The 18705-nt window shown below is 37.2% G+C and carries 14 protein-coding genes and 1 tRNA gene; 10 read left to right on the plus strand and 5 right to left on the minus strand.

From position 1 onward, the window contains the following. Window positions 1-15: 15 nt before the first annotated feature. From J7E57_RS18225 to J7E57_RS18240, 4 genes are all read left to right on the plus strand, one after another. Window positions 16-2397, plus strand: a complete 2382-nt coding sequence (locus tag J7E57_RS18225; RefSeq protein WP_215128642.1) for an ABC transporter permease — start codon at window positions 16-18, stop codon at window positions 2395-2397. Between the two features lie 77 nt (window positions 2398-2474). Beyond that, window positions 2475-4850, plus strand: coding sequence for an ABC transporter permease (locus J7E57_RS18230; RefSeq protein ID WP_215128640.1), 2376 nt, complete (start codon window positions 2475-2477; stop codon window positions 4848-4850). 223 nt (window positions 4851-5073) lie between these two features. Then, a complete protein-coding gene (locus tag J7E57_RS18235; protein ID WP_215128638.1) occupies window positions 5074-7473 on the plus strand; it encodes an ABC transporter permease in 2400 nt (799 codons plus the stop codon). A gap of 84 nt (window positions 7474-7557) precedes the next feature. Continuing rightward, a complete protein-coding gene (locus tag J7E57_RS18240; protein WP_215128636.1) occupies window positions 7558-8238 on the plus strand; it encodes an ABC transporter ATP-binding protein in 681 nt (226 codons plus the stop codon). Between the two features lie 118 nt (window positions 8239-8356). On the opposite strand, the gene J7E57_RS18245 is transcribed toward J7E57_RS18240, so the two are convergent. The 5 genes from J7E57_RS18245 to J7E57_RS18265 form a co-directional block, all read right to left on the minus strand. Beyond that, complete coding sequence (locus tag J7E57_RS18245; protein WP_251029971.1) at window positions 8357-8797, minus strand: L-rhamnose mutarotase; 441 nt, start codon at window positions 8795-8797, stop codon at window positions 8357-8359. 187 nt (window positions 8798-8984) lie between these two features. After that, a complete protein-coding gene (locus J7E57_RS18250) occupies window positions 8985-10283 on the minus strand; it encodes an alpha-L-fucosidase (RefSeq protein WP_215128634.1) in 1299 nt (432 codons plus the stop codon). A 13-nt stretch (window positions 10284-10296) separates the two neighbouring features. Continuing rightward, entirely contained in the window at window positions 10297-11949 is a 1653-nt protein-coding gene (locus tag J7E57_RS18255) for a sodium:solute symporter (RefSeq protein ID WP_215128632.1), read from the minus strand. 18 nt (window positions 11950-11967) lie between these two features. Further along, window positions 11968-13188 (minus strand): enolase C-terminal domain-like protein, encoded by a 1221-nt coding sequence (locus tag J7E57_RS18260; protein WP_215128631.1) that lies wholly within the window; start codon window positions 13186-13188, stop codon window positions 11968-11970. A gap of 14 nt (window positions 13189-13202) precedes the next feature. After that, complete coding sequence (locus J7E57_RS18265) at window positions 13203-13967, minus strand: SDR family NAD(P)-dependent oxidoreductase (RefSeq protein ID WP_215128629.1); 765 nt, start codon at window positions 13965-13967, stop codon at window positions 13203-13205. Window positions 13968-14174: 207 nt separating this feature from the next. Here J7E57_RS18265 and J7E57_RS18270 point away from each other — a divergent pair, with 207 nt between their 5' ends. The 6 genes from J7E57_RS18270 (at window position 14175) to J7E57_RS27485 (ending at window position 18443) form a co-directional block, all read left to right on the plus strand. Next, the gene (locus J7E57_RS18270) at window positions 14175-15053 is read left to right on the plus strand and encodes an AraC family transcriptional regulator (protein ID WP_215128627.1); all 879 of its coding nucleotides are present in this window, start codon (window positions 14175-14177) and stop codon (window positions 15051-15053) included. Window positions 15054-15140: 87 nt separating this feature from the next. After that, entirely contained in the window at window positions 15141-15944 is an 804-nt protein-coding gene (locus J7E57_RS18275; protein ID WP_215128625.1) for a helical backbone metal receptor, read from the plus strand. A gap of 77 nt (window positions 15945-16021) precedes the next feature. After that, a complete protein-coding gene (locus J7E57_RS18280) occupies window positions 16022-16324 on the plus strand; it encodes a hypothetical protein (RefSeq protein WP_215128623.1) in 303 nt (100 codons plus the stop codon). Between the two features lie 287 nt (window positions 16325-16611). After that, window positions 16612-16693: transfer RNA gene (locus J7E57_RS18285), tRNA-Leu, on the plus strand. Between the two features lie 166 nt (window positions 16694-16859). Continuing rightward, window positions 16860-18212 (plus strand): trigger factor, encoded by a 1353-nt coding sequence (gene tig, locus J7E57_RS18290; protein ID WP_215128621.1) that lies wholly within the window; start codon window positions 16860-16862, stop codon window positions 18210-18212. Between the two features lie 99 nt (window positions 18213-18311). Beyond that, entirely contained in the window at window positions 18312-18443 is a 132-nt protein-coding gene (locus tag J7E57_RS27485; RefSeq protein WP_215128619.1) for a four helix bundle protein, read from the plus strand. The last annotated feature ends 262 nt before the right edge of the window (window positions 18444-18705 follow it).

Genomic DNA, 18705 nt, shown 5'->3' on the forward strand with positions numbered 1-18705 from the left:
TACAATTAACCCATCATGTTCAGATTAAACCTAAAAATAGCACTACGCAACCTTTGGAAAAACAAAGGCTTTACATTGATCAATGTGGGCGGCTTAGCTATCGGAATGGCCTGTTGTTTAATGTTACTCTTGTACGTTAACTACGAATGGAGTTTTGATAAGCAATATAAAAATGCCGATAAAGTATATTTTGCCGCATTAAATTTAAAGTTTAATGGCAAGCTAGCTACTACAATGGCCGTTCCTAATAAACTGGCCAAAGCTGGGGTTTCAGAATTACCAGGCATTAAAAGTGCAGCCCGTATTTCGATGAACAATGGCCAGAAATTATATAGCCATAACCGGAATAATTTTAAATTAATTGGATTTAATGTAGATCCCGATTTTTTAAAAATCCTTGAACAGAAATTTATCTACGGCGATCCAGGTACTGCTTTATCCGAGCCCAATAATGTATTGATAAGCGAATCGACAGCAAAGAAATTATTTGGCGATCAGAATCCAATAGGGCAAAGTATTAAATACGACAACAGGATAAACTTAAAAGTTAGCGCCGTAATACAAGATCTGCCAAAAAATCAAAGCATGCAGTTTGATGTTTTACAGCCATGGGCTTTTTTTGAGCAGGAAAATCCTTCCGAAAAAGAAAATGGATGGGGAGCAATTACCTGTTTAACCTTATTTCAGCTTAAAGATAATGCTTCTTTAGATGCAACAAATGCAGCACTAAAACACTTCATCGTAAACAAAGAACCCGATTTAAAAGAAATGACCTACGAACCTTTTCTTTTTCCTTTAAGCAAATTTCATTTATACGACGATTTTGACAACGGGAAATCGGTGGGAGGTAAAATTGATCAATTGCGATTATTTGTTTTTCTGGCCATCAGTGTGTTATTTATTGCCTGCATCAATTACATGAATCTTTCAACTGCTAAGTCGGAGAAACGTGCGCGTGAGGTAGGTGTTAGAAAGGCTTTAGGTTCAACCAGAAATACAATAATGGGACAGTTTATGGTAGAGTCAATGCTGTTGTCTTTTTTAGCCATGTTAATTGCCTTTACACTGCTCGAAGTTTCTTTGCCTTACTTTAACAACCTGCTCGATATCTCGATCAAAATTAATTACAACGCTTGTCAGTTTTGGAGCGTATTACTTGCTATGGTATTGTTAACTGGTTTACTTGCCGGTAGCTATCCTGCATTTTATCTCTCATCTTTTATCCCTGTAAAGGTGTTAAAAGGCTTTAAAGGTTCAACCGGTTCATTATCTATCCGTAAAACTTTGGTGGTGGTGCAGTTTAGTCTTTCTATCTGCATGATTATTTCTGCAATTGTAATTTACAGTCAGATTCAGCACCTTAAAAATAAACCATTGGGCTTTGATCAAACTGCACTGGCACAGATTGATTTGGAAGGAGAGTGGACAAAACCACAAAAACTGCAAACTTTTAAAAATGAGCTGGAAAGGGCGGGTGCTATAATTGCCGCAACAGAATATGCTAGCTCGTTTACAGATGGTGGTTCAATTACTGGCAACATTCAATGGCCAGGCAAGCCCAAAAATGATGTCTCGATTATTAATTATAGAAGTACAGGTTTCGAATTTGCCAAAACAACCGGTGTAAAGATTCTTGCAGGGAGAGATTTTGATCCTAAATTTTCGGCTGATACCTCAACATCACTTCTACTCAATCAAACTGCTGTTAAAATAATGAACCTAAAAAATCCTGTGGGTACCATTATCCATTGGGGTGATAACCCGCCACTTAAAGTGGTGGGTGTGGTGCAAGATTATTCTAACGAATCGCTTGCTTCTAAAATACAGCCAACAGTTTATTATTATAATGTTAAAACGAGTCGGGTTTTGCTGCTTAAACTTAATCCTAAGCAATCGCTTTCTAATTCAATCGAAGCGATAAAATCGGTAAGTCAACGTTTAAATCCTGCTTATCCAATTGAAGTGAAACTCGTTAGTCAGGGCATGGCCGAAAAACTCCGGAGCGAAAAGTTGCTCAGTGTACTTTCCAATATTTTTGGAGGATTTGCCATTTTTATTTCCTGTTTAGGTTTATTGGGTTTAGCGTTATATACCGCTGAGCAACGCAGTAAAGAAATCAGTATCCGTAAAGTATTGGGCGCTAATCTTTCTGATATCCTGGTCCTTTTGAACAAAGATTTTATGAAACTGGTAATTATATCCAATGTGATCGCTATCCCGGTAGCTTATATTCTTGTTGCCAAATGGCTGGAGAAATATGATTATAAGATTACCATTAACCCATGGCCTTTTTTGCTTGCCCTTTTAACCTCGGTAATTATTGCCATTTTAACAGTGAGCCTGCAAACCTTTAAAGTAGCCAAAGCAAACGCTGTAGATGCACTTAAATACGAATAAGGTGAAAGGCTAAAAGGTTTAGGGCGTAAGGTTAAGGCGCCCAGACCTTAAACCCTACACCCTAAACCCTATGCCTTATGTTCAGATTAAACTTAAAAATAGCACTTCGTAACCTCTGGAGGAACAAGGTAATCACGTCAATTAACATTGGCGGCCTGGCTATTGCTTTGGCGGCATTTATTTTGGTAACCATGTATTTTACCTACGAAACAGGTTTTGACAAGGAAAATCCAAACTACAACGAAATTTACGTAGTAGGAAGACAGTTGCCTGATTTTAAGACCAATAATACTCCGCCACCATTGGGTAAAGCTATTAAAGCAGAAATGCCAGAAGTAGTTGCAGTTGGTACCATGAAAATGAGTTTTTTTGAATTTCCGGTTAGCAGCGATCACGGTGTTGTTTTTTTAAGTAAATGCCTCTATCTTGATTATGCTGCAGCAAAAATGTTTAACATTAAACCCACTGTCGGTTTAACTAAGCCGGAAAGTACAACCGAAAATCTGTTTTACCTAAGCAACGAAAATTATAAAACGCTTTTCCCTCATAATAAAAACGGTCAGCCTGAAATGATTTGGCTTGGGAGTAAATCGGCTAATATGACAGGTAAGTTGAGCGGAAGTATTTTTGCCGATCCCCACTCTAATATTACTTTCGATGCCATTTCATTGATGAAAGAAGTTGGGATAGGCGAAAACTATGGATACAACAACTATAACACTTATATCCAGGTAAAACCGGGCACAGATATTCAGGCACTTGAAGCTAAAATTAATGCTCTTTATAAAAAGGCATTGCTTAGAGATGGAGAAGATCCCAATAATGAGACTTTTAAAGCAACAAAATCCTTTCTCGATCCTTTAAAAAACCAACACCTTAAACCAAAGGCCGGTACCGATGCCAATTATAAAGTACTCATCGCTTTGTCTGTTTTAGGTGTCTTAATCTTGGTAATCGCCTGTATCAACTTTACCAATCTAAGTATAGCGCAGGCAACCAAACGGGCAAAAGAGGTAGGCATTAAAAAAGTGATGGGTGCTTATCGCTTTCAGCTTGCTTTTCAGTTTTTAACAGAAATATTAATCCAGTGTTTAGCAGCGACGATATTAGGATTGATTATGGCCGAAATCATCTTGCCAAAATTTAATAACCTGTTCGTGGTCAATTTATCCATTTGGGTAGCCAATAGTGCTTTATTCTGGCAATTGCCACTTATATTAATTTTTATTACGCTGATAGCTGGTATTTATCCTGCCATGGTACTATCCGGATTTAAACCTGCACTTGTTTTAAAAGGTAATTTTCAAACCAGCAAACAGAGCTATTGGTTGCGCAACAGCTTATTGGTGGTTCAGTTTAGCGTAGCGGTGGTTTTTATTATAGGCCTGCTCATCATCAGTTCTCAATTAAAATACATGCGTACCCAGGATATTGGTTTCAAACCCGAACAAGTGGTGTACATTAAAAACCTTGCATATTTCGTCTCGCCAAGCAAATTCGATCCTATAAGAGATAAAATGGTCAAGATCCCAGGGGTGAAATCGGTTACCGTTACCAATGCCTTGCCGGATGGTTCTGATGGTGGAAAAAATAAATATACTGTTGATGGAAAAGAACAAAGTTTAAGTTTTACAGATGTAGATTTTGATTATTTTGAAACATTAGATATTAAGATTAAAGAAGGCAGAACATTTTCCAGAGAATTTAAAACCGATACGGCAAATTCTGCTATACTTAATGAAGCTGCAGTAGCAAAGTATGGATTAACCAACCCTGTCGGTAAAACCATAAAAGGCTGCCAGAATAAAGAGTATAAGATTGTAGGCGTGATAAAAGATTTTAAAGCACTTGGATTTGAGAAAGCAGTAGAGCCAACCATTTACGCGATAAATGATCCCTGCGGAAATCCTAAAACAGAAATTATGCTAAAAATAGAAGAAAGCAAGATGTCTGAAGTGCTGAGTACCTTAAAATCGCAATGGCCGGAGATTAACAAGCTGGATGGAGATAATTTCCGTTACCAATTTCTGGATGAAATGTATGGTAAACTCTTTAAAAAACAAGAACAATTACAATCTGTATTTTTTGCTGCTGCAATCCTCACCATTTTTATTGCAATACTGGGTTTATTTGCCTTTGCAAAATACATTACCACTGGTAGAATGAAGGAAATTGCAATAAGGAAAATTCTTGGTGCAAGTCATTTACAGATTTTCAAACTCATTAATAGTTCATTCTTTGTTATGGTGCTTATAGCTAATATTATTTCCTGGCCATTGGCATACATATTAACCAAAAAGTGGCTCGAAACCTTTGCATATCGAATCGATCTGCCTCTTTTCCCTTTTTTAATCAGTGCAGCGCTAACCATTTTGTTAACCATTATAACCGTAAGTATCCAGGCAAACAGTGCCGTAAAAGCAAACCCTGTTGATGCACTTAAATATGAATAAGACCTGCGTGAGGGCGTTTGGCGATCAGTGCGAATTTATCGCCTAAGCCCAAACGCTTAGCGCTATTCTCCGTTCGGAACCGTACAGGTACTGTTCATAAACGAACATTTTTTCTTTTTGTTTATTTGTATATTGTTGATATTTAGTTGTTTATGTTTTGTTTTTGCTCTTGGTATAAAATTGGCATAAACACTTGCAGATTTCATTTTACTAATTATTTGATATGTTTAAATTAAATTTGAAAATCGCCTGGCGAAACCTTTGGAAAAATAAAGGTTATACTTTTATCAATATTTTGGGCCTTTCTATCGGAATGGCAAGCTGCATCCTCATTTTTATTTTTATCCGTTACCAGCTAAGTTTTGATGAAGGTTTTAAAAACGAAGATCGTATATACCGTGTAATAAGCGGTTGGACAACACCCGATAATTTTTTCGAATCTGCAGGCACACCTCGACCTCTTCCGGCGGCGATGCGAAATGACTTTAAGCAGCAATTTGATAAAGTTGCTGCTATTCAGGCCGGCGGCGGAATTATTAAGGTAAAAGACGAATCCGGAAAAGAGAGAATTAAAACCTCCGAAAGTGTACATTATGCAGAGCCAGATTTTTTTGAGATTTTAAGCTTTAAATGGCTTGAAGGAAATCCGCGCCAATCACTAAGTCAGCCCAATACTGTTGTGTTATCAGATGAGATGGCCGATAAACTTTTCGGAGATTGGCACAAAGCAGTTGGGAAGAGCATTAATTTTCAGAACAAAGTAGATCTTAAAGTTACCGGTATTATAGAAAAATCACCCGATAACAGCTCTTTCCCACTTAAAGTAATCATTTCTTATAAAACTTATCTAAACCAGGCAAGGCCAGAGTCGACTAACTGGGGCACAGTTTCTTCTACTTCTGAATGTTATGTATTACTAAAAGAGGGAGCTTCTATTGAGGATGCAAGTAAAAGTCTCCCTCAGTTTATCACTAAATACTATCAAAGAGATAATGTTTCGAAAGAAAGCCATCGGTTTCAACAGCTAAGAGATATCCATTATAATGCAGATCTGGGCAATTTTGCGAACAAAGTAATGCCGAAGAAAGAACTTTATGGATTGGCCATAATTGGTGCTTTTTTATTGTTGACTGCATGTATCAACTTTATCAACCTTGCTACTGCACAGGCCGTAAGCAGGGGGAAAGAAGTTGGTGTACGTAAAGTGATGGGTAGTTTGCGCAGGCAATTAATTGTACAGTTTCTAACAGAAACTTTAACGATAACAGTTGTTTCACTACTGGTAGGTTGTGTTTTAACAGAGGTAGCCTTGCCAGGCATGCAAAGCCTGTTTAAAGATCATATTTCATTTAGCATTATCGAACACCCGATCATATTTGTATTTATGGTTGTTTTGGTATTACTGGTAAGCTTTTTGGCCGGTTTTTATCCAGCAATGGTCATGTCTGGCTATAGCCCCGCATTAGCCATTAAAAATAAAATTACCGCGAATACTGCAGGCTTAAGTTTGAGGAAGATTCTTGTTGTGGTTCAATTTGCAATCACTATTATTTTGATTATAGGCACTTTGGTTGTACTAAGGCAAATGAGTTACATGCGAGAGAAACCACTTGGTTTTATCCCTACGGCGGTAGCCCTGGTTGATGTGCCTTATGATAGCATGGCAATTACCCGATACCATACTTTGCAGGATCAGATCAACAAAATTCCAGGCGTATTGTCAACCAGCTATTGCAGTGCAGCACCATCTTCTGATTTTAATAACGAAAGTAATTTCAGGTACAATGGAACAGTAAGATCAACTTTTCAGGCCAACACCAAAACAGGAGATGAAAACTATTTTAAAACATTTGGTTTAGAAATCATTGCTGGTAAAGGCTTATCTAAGAGTGATACACTCAAAGATATTGTCGTAAACGAAACCATGTTAAAAAAGCTCAATGTAGTTAACTATAACGATGCGATTGGGAAAACCATCAGGATCAATGATAAAACAGGTAACATCATTGGTGTAGTTAAAGATTTTAACAACATGAGTTTGCACGAGCCTATTTCTCCGATTGTGATTAACAGCAACAAAGAATCGTACAACACTATAGCTGTAAAGCTTGATAGTAAAAGTATTTTGCCTGCTATGCGGGCGATAGAAAAAACATGGAACACAGTACTGCCCGAATATGTTTATGGATCTACTTTTATGGATGATAAAATCAGTGAATATTATCAAACCGAAAAAATAATGGGAGCTCTTTTTAAGGTGTTTGCGGGGGTGATCATTTTTATTTCCTTTATCGGTTTATTTGGACTGATCTCTTTCGTGGCTACACAGAGAACCCGCGAAGTTGCCATTAGAAAGGTTTTGGGTGCTTCTACATTAGAATTGGTTAAAATGTTAAATGGTTCATTTCTATTGATGGTTTTTCTTGCCAATTTGGTAGCCTGGCCGCTTGCTTATTTATTCGTTGCCAAATGGCTGGCCACTTTTACCTACCGCATTGATTTGAATATCTGGCCTTTTGTATTTGCCATGATTATTTCTATGGTCATTACATTGATTACTGTAAGCATCCGCTCATATAAAGCAGCAGTTGCCAATACCATTGATGCACTTAAATATGAATAAGGGTGTAGGGTTTAAGGTTTAGGGTGTAAGCTAATGCACCCAGACCTTTAACCTTACGCCTTAAACCTTACACCTTGAAAAAATATGATACAACTTAACAACATCGAAAAATATTACGCAAACAAAGGCATTAAAAACTACGTGTTGCGTTTGGTTACCACAACAATTAAACAAGGAGAATTTGTTTCCATTATGGGGCCATCGGGTGCAGGGAAATCTACTTTGCTCAATATTATTGGCATGCTTGAAGAACCAACTTATGGTTCGTATGAGTTTCTGGGTGAGGATGTAACCTCGTTGAATGAACGCAAACGCATCGAACTTTACCGAAATCACATCGGTTTTGTTTTTCAGGCCTACCACTTAATTGATGAAATGACCGTTTACGAAAATATTGAGGCACCATTGCTATACAAAAAAGTAGGTAGCTCCGAGCGGGCAAGCAGAATTGCCGATCTGTTAGACCGTTTTAATATTGTGGCCAAAAAAGATTTATTCCCGAATCAACTTTCAGGCGGGCAGCAGCAATTGGTTGGTATTGCAAGGGCATTGGCCGCTCAGCCATCTATAATTCTGGCCGATGAGCCAACGGGTAACTTACAATCGGCACAGGCAGAAGAAATTATGACATTGTTTAAAAAACTAAATCAGGAAGATGGAATTACCATTATCCAGGTTACACACTCCGAAAAAAATGCGCAATACGGAAATAGGATTTTGCACATTGCCGATGGTGTAGTAAAAGAAGATGTGGCGGTAGGTTAAATATAATTTTATTAAGTTTAGCTTTAGCTTAGAGAGATAAACACAGCTGAAATATTAAAGGCGGTGTTTATCTAAATATTTTAGTTGATATAACGCTCCTTGTTTGTATGCCGTACTACTAATCTTCGTGAAAAATTTCCTCCATATTGCTCCAGGTTTCACCTTTAGCAGCAGCATCGGGCAGTGGAATCTGAGTCGGTGCGGTTTCTTTCCACCAACGTTGCGTAGTGGTATCAGCAGCCATCTTTTTCATATCAGCAGCAAAATCGTTTCCGGTATACTCGAAATAGCTAAAAAGATACTGTTTGCCCTCAATTTCTTTTAAATAAATGGAATAATTATGGATGTTGCATGCTGTTATTTTTTTTAATACCCCTGGCCATACTGCCGCATGTAACTTTTTGTAATAAGCCATCTTTTCGGGTTTCAAACCTGTAATACTGCCATAACGTAACACTTTGTTTGCTGCGTTTACTTCTATTTTTACAGGTGGATTACAGGCAGTAACCATGAGCACAAAAGCCAAGGCCAAGAAATACATTGTTTTTAAATTTTTCATGAGCATATAATTTGCTTTTTAATGGTTATAAAGAGGCTTTCTCATAACTTGTAATTTACTTCGAATTTGTCACGTTGTCCAAAGGACTCCTACGGAGTGCCTGTCGAAACGCCTTTTAATACCTTAAAAAAGGTTCTTCAACAAGCTCAGGATGACAATTCTTTATTTATGATACAGCCTCATCGATCTATTCAATAACTGGAATGTTTTCTGCGTTTCCGTTTAATTCTAGTACAACAATATAATCTGATTGGTTGGCCTGGTTGCTGGGAAGTTGTAAAGAAATGCCATCTTTTTGCTCCATATTAATGGTTTGGTTATTTAACAGATATGCTTTTCTAACTTTTAAACCTGGGATAGCCTTTAAACTCAACTTGGCCAGATTGGTGTTTAATACATGCACGTAAATTTTATTCCCTTTTCTGGTCGTTGCGTAATCATTGTTCGGTTGGTATGGGCCACCTTTTGTGCTATAAATGGCTTCGCCATTGGTTTTTAACCAATCGCCGATTTCTTTTAAGCGTTCTATTTGGCGGGCTTCGATTCTACCATCTGGCATAGGGCCTACATTTAATAAAAGATTGCCATTACCACCTGCTGTTTTCGAAATAATTTCGAGGCATTGTTTTAGCGGTTTCATTTTATCGTTTGGTTTCCAGGCCCATTGGTTACAGATAGTAAAACAGCTTTCCCAGGGCGTAAACATATTTAATTTGCCTACTACCTGTTCCGGCGTGTCGTAATCGCCTATCATTTTAGAAGCATCAATGTTTTTGTTTTCCATTGCTGCAAATTCTTTTCCCAAGCGGTTATTGATAATTATATCTGATTTTAACTGTTTTAGATATGCATATAAATCTTTACCCATTTCGTCTGTCCAGGGTTTTTCCCATTGTCCATCAAACCAGAGCATATAAGGATCATATTTGGTAATGAGTTCCTTTAACTGGTTTTTCATATAAAGTACATATTGGCTCATGTCTGATTTTGAATCGATCGTTTGGTTTTTTGGAGAGTGGATCGGGTAATCTGGATGATGCCAGTCTAATACCGAGTAATAAATACAGAATTTAATCCCCTGTTTTTTACAGGCTTCGTTTAATGCGCCAACAATATCTTTTTTATAAGGTGTATTGGTAATATTGAAATCAGTAAATGTAGTTGGCCATAAGCAGAAACCATCATGATGACGTGCTGTAATGGTCAGATATTTCATTCCGGCATCTTTTGCGGTTTTTACAATGGCGTCGGCATCAAATAGAACAGGGTTGAATTCTTTATAGAGATTGTCGTAATCTTCCGTTGGAACCTGATCGCCACGGCTCCAGCCAATCTCGGTGCCGCGTAAACTCACTGGTCCCCAATGAATAAACATACCAAACCGTTTATCCATAAAATCGTTCATTACTGAAGCATTTGTTTTGGTTTGCGCATTAACACTGAAAAAGGTAATTAGTGCAACGAAGAACAAGAGAAATCTTTTCATATTTATATCAATTTTATTTAAAGTAGACGTATAAAACACCCATTATCACCAATAAAAGCACCGACAGAAATTTGTAGTTGCCTATCCCGCTCCAGCCTTTGCTTTTAAGGGGTTCCCAAATAGAATTCCAGTACAGGGCTTCGCTTTGGGCGGTGTGTTTTACAGGATAGATGTAAGAAAATGTAACCTGTATAAATACACAGATGCAGAACAGGTAAAATGCCATCATCATGAAGGGGATTTTGCCGATTATAGCTTCTGTTCCATATAATTTGTTTACCACAAAAACACTCGTCCCAATAATAGAACCGAGCAGCAAAGTATATTGCGCCCCTTTAGCTGATGCTTTTTTCCAAAATACCCCTAATAAGAACACACAGGTAATAGGAGGGGCAATATGTGCGATTACATCATTTATGCCTTCGAAAAGGCTTTGATAGCTATTTAATAATGGCAAGAGGCTTATTGAAACGGCTAATGCAATGCCTGCCGACCAGCGACCTACACTAACTAATTTTTTATCGCTGGTTTCGGGCTTAAATCTTTTGTATAAATCATAACTGCTTAAGGTAGCGATAGAATTTAATGCACCCGCAATTTGACTCATTAAACCAGATAATAATGCCGCTACCAAAATTCCCACCAATCCTTTTGGCAAAAGCTGGGTAATCATTAAAGTATAAATGCCTTTTGTGTTTAATATCTTTTCGCCATTGGCGCCAACAGTTTGCAAAGTTGATAAATCCATAGTTCCCGATTTATACAAGATATATGCAAACAAACCAGGCAGCACGAAAATAAACACGGGTAAAATTTTGATGAAACCGCAAAACAAGGAACCTACGCGGGCATGGTTTTCATCTTTTGCGCCTAAAACACGCTGTACTATGGTTTGATCGGCACACCAGTACCAAATACCCAAAACCGGATACCCTAAAAATACGGCTATCCAGCTCATTCCACTCTTATCGCCAATCGGGCGTATCATACTGAGCTTATCCATGGCATTTTCTTTTTGCAGTATAGCCGTCATATGATCCCAGCCACCAACTTTATTCCACGCAAAAACTGTAATGATAATGGCGCCGGTAATCAACACCAAACTCTGTATGGTTTCGGTAACTACCACGGCCTTTAAGCCACCAATAATGGTGTATAGTCCGGTTAGCGAGGCAATTACCACTATACTTACATACATATCTATGCCGAATAGGGTTTCGAGTACAATACCTCCCGCTAAAAAAGAAAAGGCAATGTGGATAATGATGGCTGATAGGATAGAAATGAATGCCAACCAGTCTCTGCAGGCCCGGTTATACCTTCGCTCTAAAAAATCGGGTAAAGTAGAAATGCCCGAACGGATATAGAAAGGAATAAATAACAAGGCCAAAAGAATAAGGGTAAATGCCGCCATCCATTCAAAATTGCCATTTAAAAGACCGCTGTCAAATCCGCTCTGTGCCAAACTTACCAAATGGAGACACGAAATGTTTGTTGCAAACAGCGCCAGGCCAATCATAGGCCATTTAAGCGATTTGCCTGCCAAAAAGTATTCTCCGCTGGTGGTTTCTACGTTTTTCTTTTTTCTCGTTCCCGTCCATAAACCTATGGTTACAATAAATAGTATATAAGCAATGGTAATTACGATATCGGTTGTACTGATCATATTTGGTTAGATTTTGGGTTATTTTAAATCACAGCTGCTTCCCGCTTCTTGCGGAGTGATGTACACTCCGTTTTTAATTTTAATCGGATTTTTAAAGTGTTGTTTTAAATGGGGAATATGTTCCAGAAATAAAGCTTCGTGGCCAATGGCAATATGATTAAACAGTACCAGGTGCTGATGTAACTGCCCCATGTCTCCAACATGTGGTACAACCGGCACGCCAAATTTTTTGCATAATAAACTAATCGTGATGAATTCGCTAACACCGCCTACACGTACTGCATCTACCTGTGCAAAACCTGTACAGCCAGTTTGTAGGTAGTTTTTAAAGATAATGCGGTTGGGTACATGTTCTCCCAAGGCCAGTTTAACAGGAGCAATTTCTTTAGCCAATGTCTGGTGTGCCAACACATCATCCGGGTGGGTAGGTTCTTCCACCCAAAAAGGATTCATATTTTTAAGCTCATTACATATTGAAATGGCTTGTGGCAATGTCCACTGCTGGTTGGCATCTAGCATTACTTTTGAGGTTTCGCCAGCAACGTCACGTACAATGTTTGCCCTTCTGATATCACGCTTAGGATCGGCAGATCCTACTTTAAGTTTCATTGCGGTAAAACCATTGGCAATAGCCTTTTTACAGTTTTCGCGCACCTTTTCATCGTCGTAATTAAACCAGCCTACAGAAGTATCGTATCCTGGATAACCGATATCGAGAATAGCTTCCCTCGATTTTTTGAAATCGGTTTGGCTTTGCAGCATGGCAATTGCCTCTTCTTTGGTGAGTACATCTTCCAGGTAGGAGAGATCGAGCGTATTCACAATTTCTTCGGGGCTCAAACCGATCAGTAGTTTCCAAAGCGGTACGCCACGTTTTTTTGCCCATAAATCGTAACAGGCATTGGTTACAGAAGCTAATCCTAAATGTACAACACCTTTATGTGGCCCTAACCACCTAAATTGCTGTTCGTTTGACAACGTGCGAAAAGTCTGTCCGAAATTGCTCATCAGTTCTTCAATATCTTTTCCCTTTAAGGTATTAGCATAAAATTGAGCGGCATTGCAGACCAAATCGTTACCAGCGCCTAGGGTAAAGGCTAAGCCTGTTCCTGTTATGCCGTTTTCGTTGGTTAAGTTGGTAACTGCATAAGAGTATTGAGGATCTTTGTGTATAGCATCGCTGCCTGCACCCGTTGATAGTTCAAATCGTTTGTCGCTAATTTCTATTTTGTTTATCATGTTAATAATCTGGATTATATGATGGTTCTGTATCCTAGTTCGGCTCCACCGCTTACCGGTAAAATAGTTCCTGTTATAAATCTGGCAGCATCGCTGAGTAAGAATAAGCAAGCATCTGCAATTACATCACCAGATGGCATGCTACCCAATGGTTGAAGTTTAGCTAAGTAATGTTGTATTTCTTCTTTGTTGGGCTGTTCTTTGCTCCATGATTGCAGGGTTGGGGTATTAATCGCTGCGGGCGAAACCGCATTAACGCGTATTTTGTATGGCGCATAATCTAAAGCCATGGCTTTCGTTAATGCATTAATTGCACCCTTTGTGGCTACATAGGCGGCATGATTATCTTGCCCTATTGTGCCTACCATCGAGCTGGTATTTAAAATACAACCCTTTGTTTTTTTAAGATGCTTGATGCCATGGCGGGTGGTATATAAAATGCTTTTTAGGTTAACATCCATCAACAAATCCCACTCAGCATCTGTAGTCTGATCGAGCGTTTTTGAGGGATGCGCAATCCCTGCATTGTTATGTATAGCATCTATAACACCAAACTTTTCGATGATCGTTTTAAAAGCATATTTTACATCATTTTCGTTAACTAGATTGCAGGTTATAGCTATTTTTTGCGCGTTTTTGAGTTCATTGAGCTTGTTTTCGGCTATTGGGTTTTTATCAAGAATGCAAACAGTAGCACCAGCTTTTGAATAAGCCTTTGCACATTCCCAGCCAATACCATCGGCACCTCCTGTTAGTACAATAATTTTATGATGAAGCATGTTAGTTATTTGGTTAGCATTTGTAATAGCTAATTTATTAAGGAAAAAAGAGATTAACTGAGGTATAATTCGCTAATAATGATGTTATATTAGCTGTTTTATTGAAATTGTTTATATTAATTGGTAATTTAAGATGTAAATGATAAATTAGTTTTTCATAACCAAATAGCCATCATCACTGATGGTAAAGAAAATTGTCTGTATCAAATGAAACCGATTTTTGCCAAAATACTTGACGGAAAAGTAAATGATGTTTACGGCATAAAGATTGTAAACGCGCCTTACTTTTCTACCGAATTCCATTTTCACGAAGAATGCCAGCTCACCTATAATGTTGAGAGTGAAGGGCGTCGCATGATCGGTGATAGTATTGAAGATTTTAATAACGAAGACATGATTTTTGTAGGCGCTAATTTGCCTCATGTATGGCACAATAGCCAGCAATATTTTAGCGGTTCGACACCAAATATTCATGCACATTCGATTTCGCTTTTTCTCCATCCCGAAAAAATACTGGATATTTTTCATGAGCCAGAAAATATCCAGAAGCTTAAAAATTTTTTCCAACTGGCTAAACGTGGAATGAAATTCAACTTTTCGGCCAGAAAGGAAATAAAACCTTTGTTGTTAAAAATTGCTCAGGCAACAGAAGAAATAACGCGTTTAATAGGGGTGCTCGAAATTTTAAACCTGCTTTGTCAAAATAAAGATTATGTGTTACTGGCGAGCCCGGGTTATACCAATAACTATCAGTTAAAAGATAATGATAGGATGGACAAAATTTTGAAATATGTTTTTGATAATTTTAATAAAGAGATATTGTTGGTAGATGCTGCCGAGATGACCAATATGAACAAACAGGCTTTTTGCAGATATTTTAAGAACCGTACACAGAAAACTTTTGTCACTTTTGTTAATGAAGTAAGAATTGGGCATGCCTGTAAATTAATTGCCGAAAGTGATCACCAGATAAGTGAAATGGCTTATATATGTGGTTTTAACAGTCTTTCTAACTTTAACAAATTTTTTAAGCTCGCAAAAGGCGTTACTCCAAAAGAATATAAAAAAATATTGTTTGCAGATTGATGAGGTAAAAAATTACTGAATGAAGAATGTTCTTTTAAAAGACTTCCTTTAAACAGACTAATCTTTACTAAATCCTATATTTGCAACATGCAAAAGTCCTTTATCGATCAAATGGGCCGGGAAATTTTCATCAATTTTCCACCTAAACGGATTATTTCTGTCGTGCCCTCACAAACAGAATTGTTATTTGATTTGGGATTGGATAAGGAAATTATCGGATTGACCAAATTTTGTATCCATCCGATAGAAAAATTTGCAGAAAGAACCAAGGTTGGTGGAACAAAAAAGCTTAACATCGATTTAATCAAAGATTTAAAACCCGATTTGATTATTGGCAACAAAGAAGAGAATACGCAAAGTGATATAGAGGAGCTCGCAGCAGATTTTCCGGTTTGGATGAGCGATATTTTTACTTTGGATGATGCGATGAAAACCATTGGGCAGATAGGGGAGCTTGTGGATCGTGAGCCAGAAGCTAGTTACCTTAACCATTTAATTTCTGCTGGATTTAATGATCTGAAAACACTTGCACTTCAACAGCATATTAATAAAAAGATTGCCTATCTCATTTGGCGCAAGCCCTACATGGCTGCTGGGAAAAATACATTTATTGATGATATTCTGCTGATTAATGGCATGATGAATGTGATTACGCAAGAACGTTATCCATCGGTTACACTAGAGGAATTGAAAACTTTAAATTGCGAACTGATCCTACTGTCGTCCGAGCCCTATCCTTTTGGAGAAAAACACATTGAAGAAATACAAGCGGCCATTCCTGAAGCAAAAATTATACTGGTAGACGGAGAAATGTTTAGCTGGTATGGAAGCAGATTGGTTAAAGCCGTGCAATACTTTTTTGAGTTTCAGAAGCAAATTATTAGCTTTTAAAGGCAAATTTTCATAATTTGTAGCATACCGTTAAGTTATCCCGTTATCATACCATTACAATAAAAAATCATAATTCGATGAAAAAAGTATTAATACTATCCCTGTTCGTGGCTGTAATTTCCAGTTGCAGTTCAATGAAAAACGGAGGAAACTCAACTACAGTTACTGCAAGTGGAACAATTGAAAAATTAGGCATGACTACGTTTCAGTACGGTACACATTTATTAAAAGCCGACAATAAAACTTATGCCTTAAAAAGTGCAAGTATAAATCTAGATACCTATTTAGATAAGAAGGTTACTATAAAAGGGAAAAAGGTTTCTGGCTATCCATTAGAAGGCGGACCTGAATTTATCGATGTAACGCTAGTGAAGTTTTAGTAGCTAAGATCCTAATTATTCTCTTCACAGATGCGTCCTGCTGAACTTGTTTCAGCATCTATCTATGTTAATCATTTTTAATAAGATCCAGAAACAAGTTCAGGATGTCGACCCTTTTAAGTAATATATCAAAATGGAGGGTAATAATTCTAAATATTTTATTGAATTTTTCTCGTTCAGCCTTAATGACTTAGCTTTTCTGATTAAAAATATTTAACAATTTCGTGCATATATTTTTGATTATTCAATCTAGTTCCTATCTTTGCAATCCAAAATAAATCCTAATTGCGGATGTGGCGTAATTGGTAGCCGCACCAGACTTAGGATCTGGCGCTTCACGGCGTGGGGGTTCGAGTCCCTTCATCCGCACTACAAATGAAGCCGTTCCGATATTAATCGGAACGGTTTTGTTTTTTAAAACATTGATTAAATAAAAATTGATGTGCTGTGCCGGTTGTGGCGATATATGGTTTCTTCCCAAATCTCATATCTCATATCTCCCGTCTAAAGCACATCTTACTATATCTCAGAAAAAATGAATATTACACAGGAAAAAACCGGCAACTTAAATGCTGTTGTAAAAATCAAAATCGCACCTGCTGATTACACTGGAAAAGTAGAGAAAGCCATTAAAGATCAAGCTAAAAAAGCACAATTACCTGGTTTCCGTAAAGGAATGGTTCCTGCTGCCCACATTAAAAAAATGTATGGTAAAAGTATCTTGGTAGAAGAGGTTAACAACTTGTTAAACGATACTTTATCTAACTATATCGCGGAGCAAAAATTAGAAATTTTAGGTCAACCACTTCCTAAAATGGATGATGAACGCGAATTTAAATGGGATAATACAGATGATTTTGAATTTGATTATGAGTTAGGTTTAGCACCTGCTTTTGATGTAAATCTTTCATCTAAAGATAAATTTACCGAATACGTAATTAAAGCTGATAAAGAAACTTTAGAAAGCCGTATCAAAAATATCCGTCGTAGCTATGGTAAAATGACTAATCCTGAGGTTTCGGCTGATGATGATGTACTTTACACCGAATTAACTCAGGTAGCTGCAGATGGTACTGCTGTTGAAGGTGGTATCACCAGTACTGCAACTATTCGTTTAGATCAGATTAAAGATAAAAAAATCCTTAAATCGTTAATCGGTTTAAAGAAAGATGATGAAGTAACCATAGATATCCAAAAAGCATTAGAAGATGCTGCGGTAATTGCTAAAGCTTTAAATATTTCGGAAGAAGAAGCTGCTGAGTTGAAAGCAAACTTTAAACTTCACGTTAAAAACGTTAACCGCTTAGAAGAGTCAGACTTAAATCAAGAGTTTTTTGATAAATTATTTGGTGAAGGTACTGTAACTGACGAAGCTGGTTTCAGAGCAAAAATTACTGAAGAAGTAGAAGGTATGTTTAAACAAGATGCTGAACGTAAATTATCTAACGATATTTATGAAGCACTTTTAACTAAACACAATTTCGAATTGCCTGATGAATTTTTACGTCGCTGGTTAAAGGCTACAAACGAAAAATTAACCGACGAAGAGTTGGCAGAAGGTTATGATGATTTTGCTAAAAACCTTAAATGGACTTTAATCGAAAACAAAATCATTAAAGATAACAGCATCGAAATTAAATATGAGGATGTAGTTCAGGCAGCTAAAGCTAAATTAGATGCTCAATTTAGAATGTATAGCCCAAGCCCACTACCTGAAGATCAATTGGCTCAATATGCCGTTCAGTTCTTACAGGAAAAAGAAAATGCTAACCGCGTTTTTGAAGAGGTAAAAGCTTTAAAAACTTTCGAGCAGATCAAATCTGTAGTTACTTTAGAGCAAAAAGATATCGACTACGATAAATTTATCGCGTTAGATAAAAAAGCATAATATTTTTAATGTCATGATATAAAATCTTATTTTGGTTTATAACAAAGTTTGATTTCAAGACTTGCTAATTTGGCAGAACGCCGTAGTTGTAAGTAATAATTGATTGATATTTCTGAGAAATCAGAAGAAATAAAAGAATTTAGATTCGCAGAGCAGCTTCGAGGGGCTGCTCTTATCGTATCTAATAATATTGCAGAAGGTTCTAGTTCCAATGCTACAGCCGATTTATGATGGTTTTTTACTTTGCACATTGGTTTTTTTTTGAGAATATTATATTCTTTAGATCTTAAATTTAAGATTACCAGTTTCTGACAAGGATTTGGCAGAAGATCTGGATATTTAGCTAGGGTAATTTCAGTTTTTTCTAAAAAGTTGAAATAGGGAGCGTGCTATATTGTCATAGATTTTGATATGGTATACTCTTTGTCTAACCAGTACATAATTGAAATATTATTTATATTTTGGTTTTTTATTATTCACGAAACGATGGGGA

It is taken from the genome of Pedobacter sp. ISL-64 (assembly GCF_018613605.1).
In the GTDB taxonomy this organism is placed as follows: domain Bacteria; phylum Bacteroidota; class Bacteroidia; order Sphingobacteriales; family Sphingobacteriaceae; genus Pedobacter.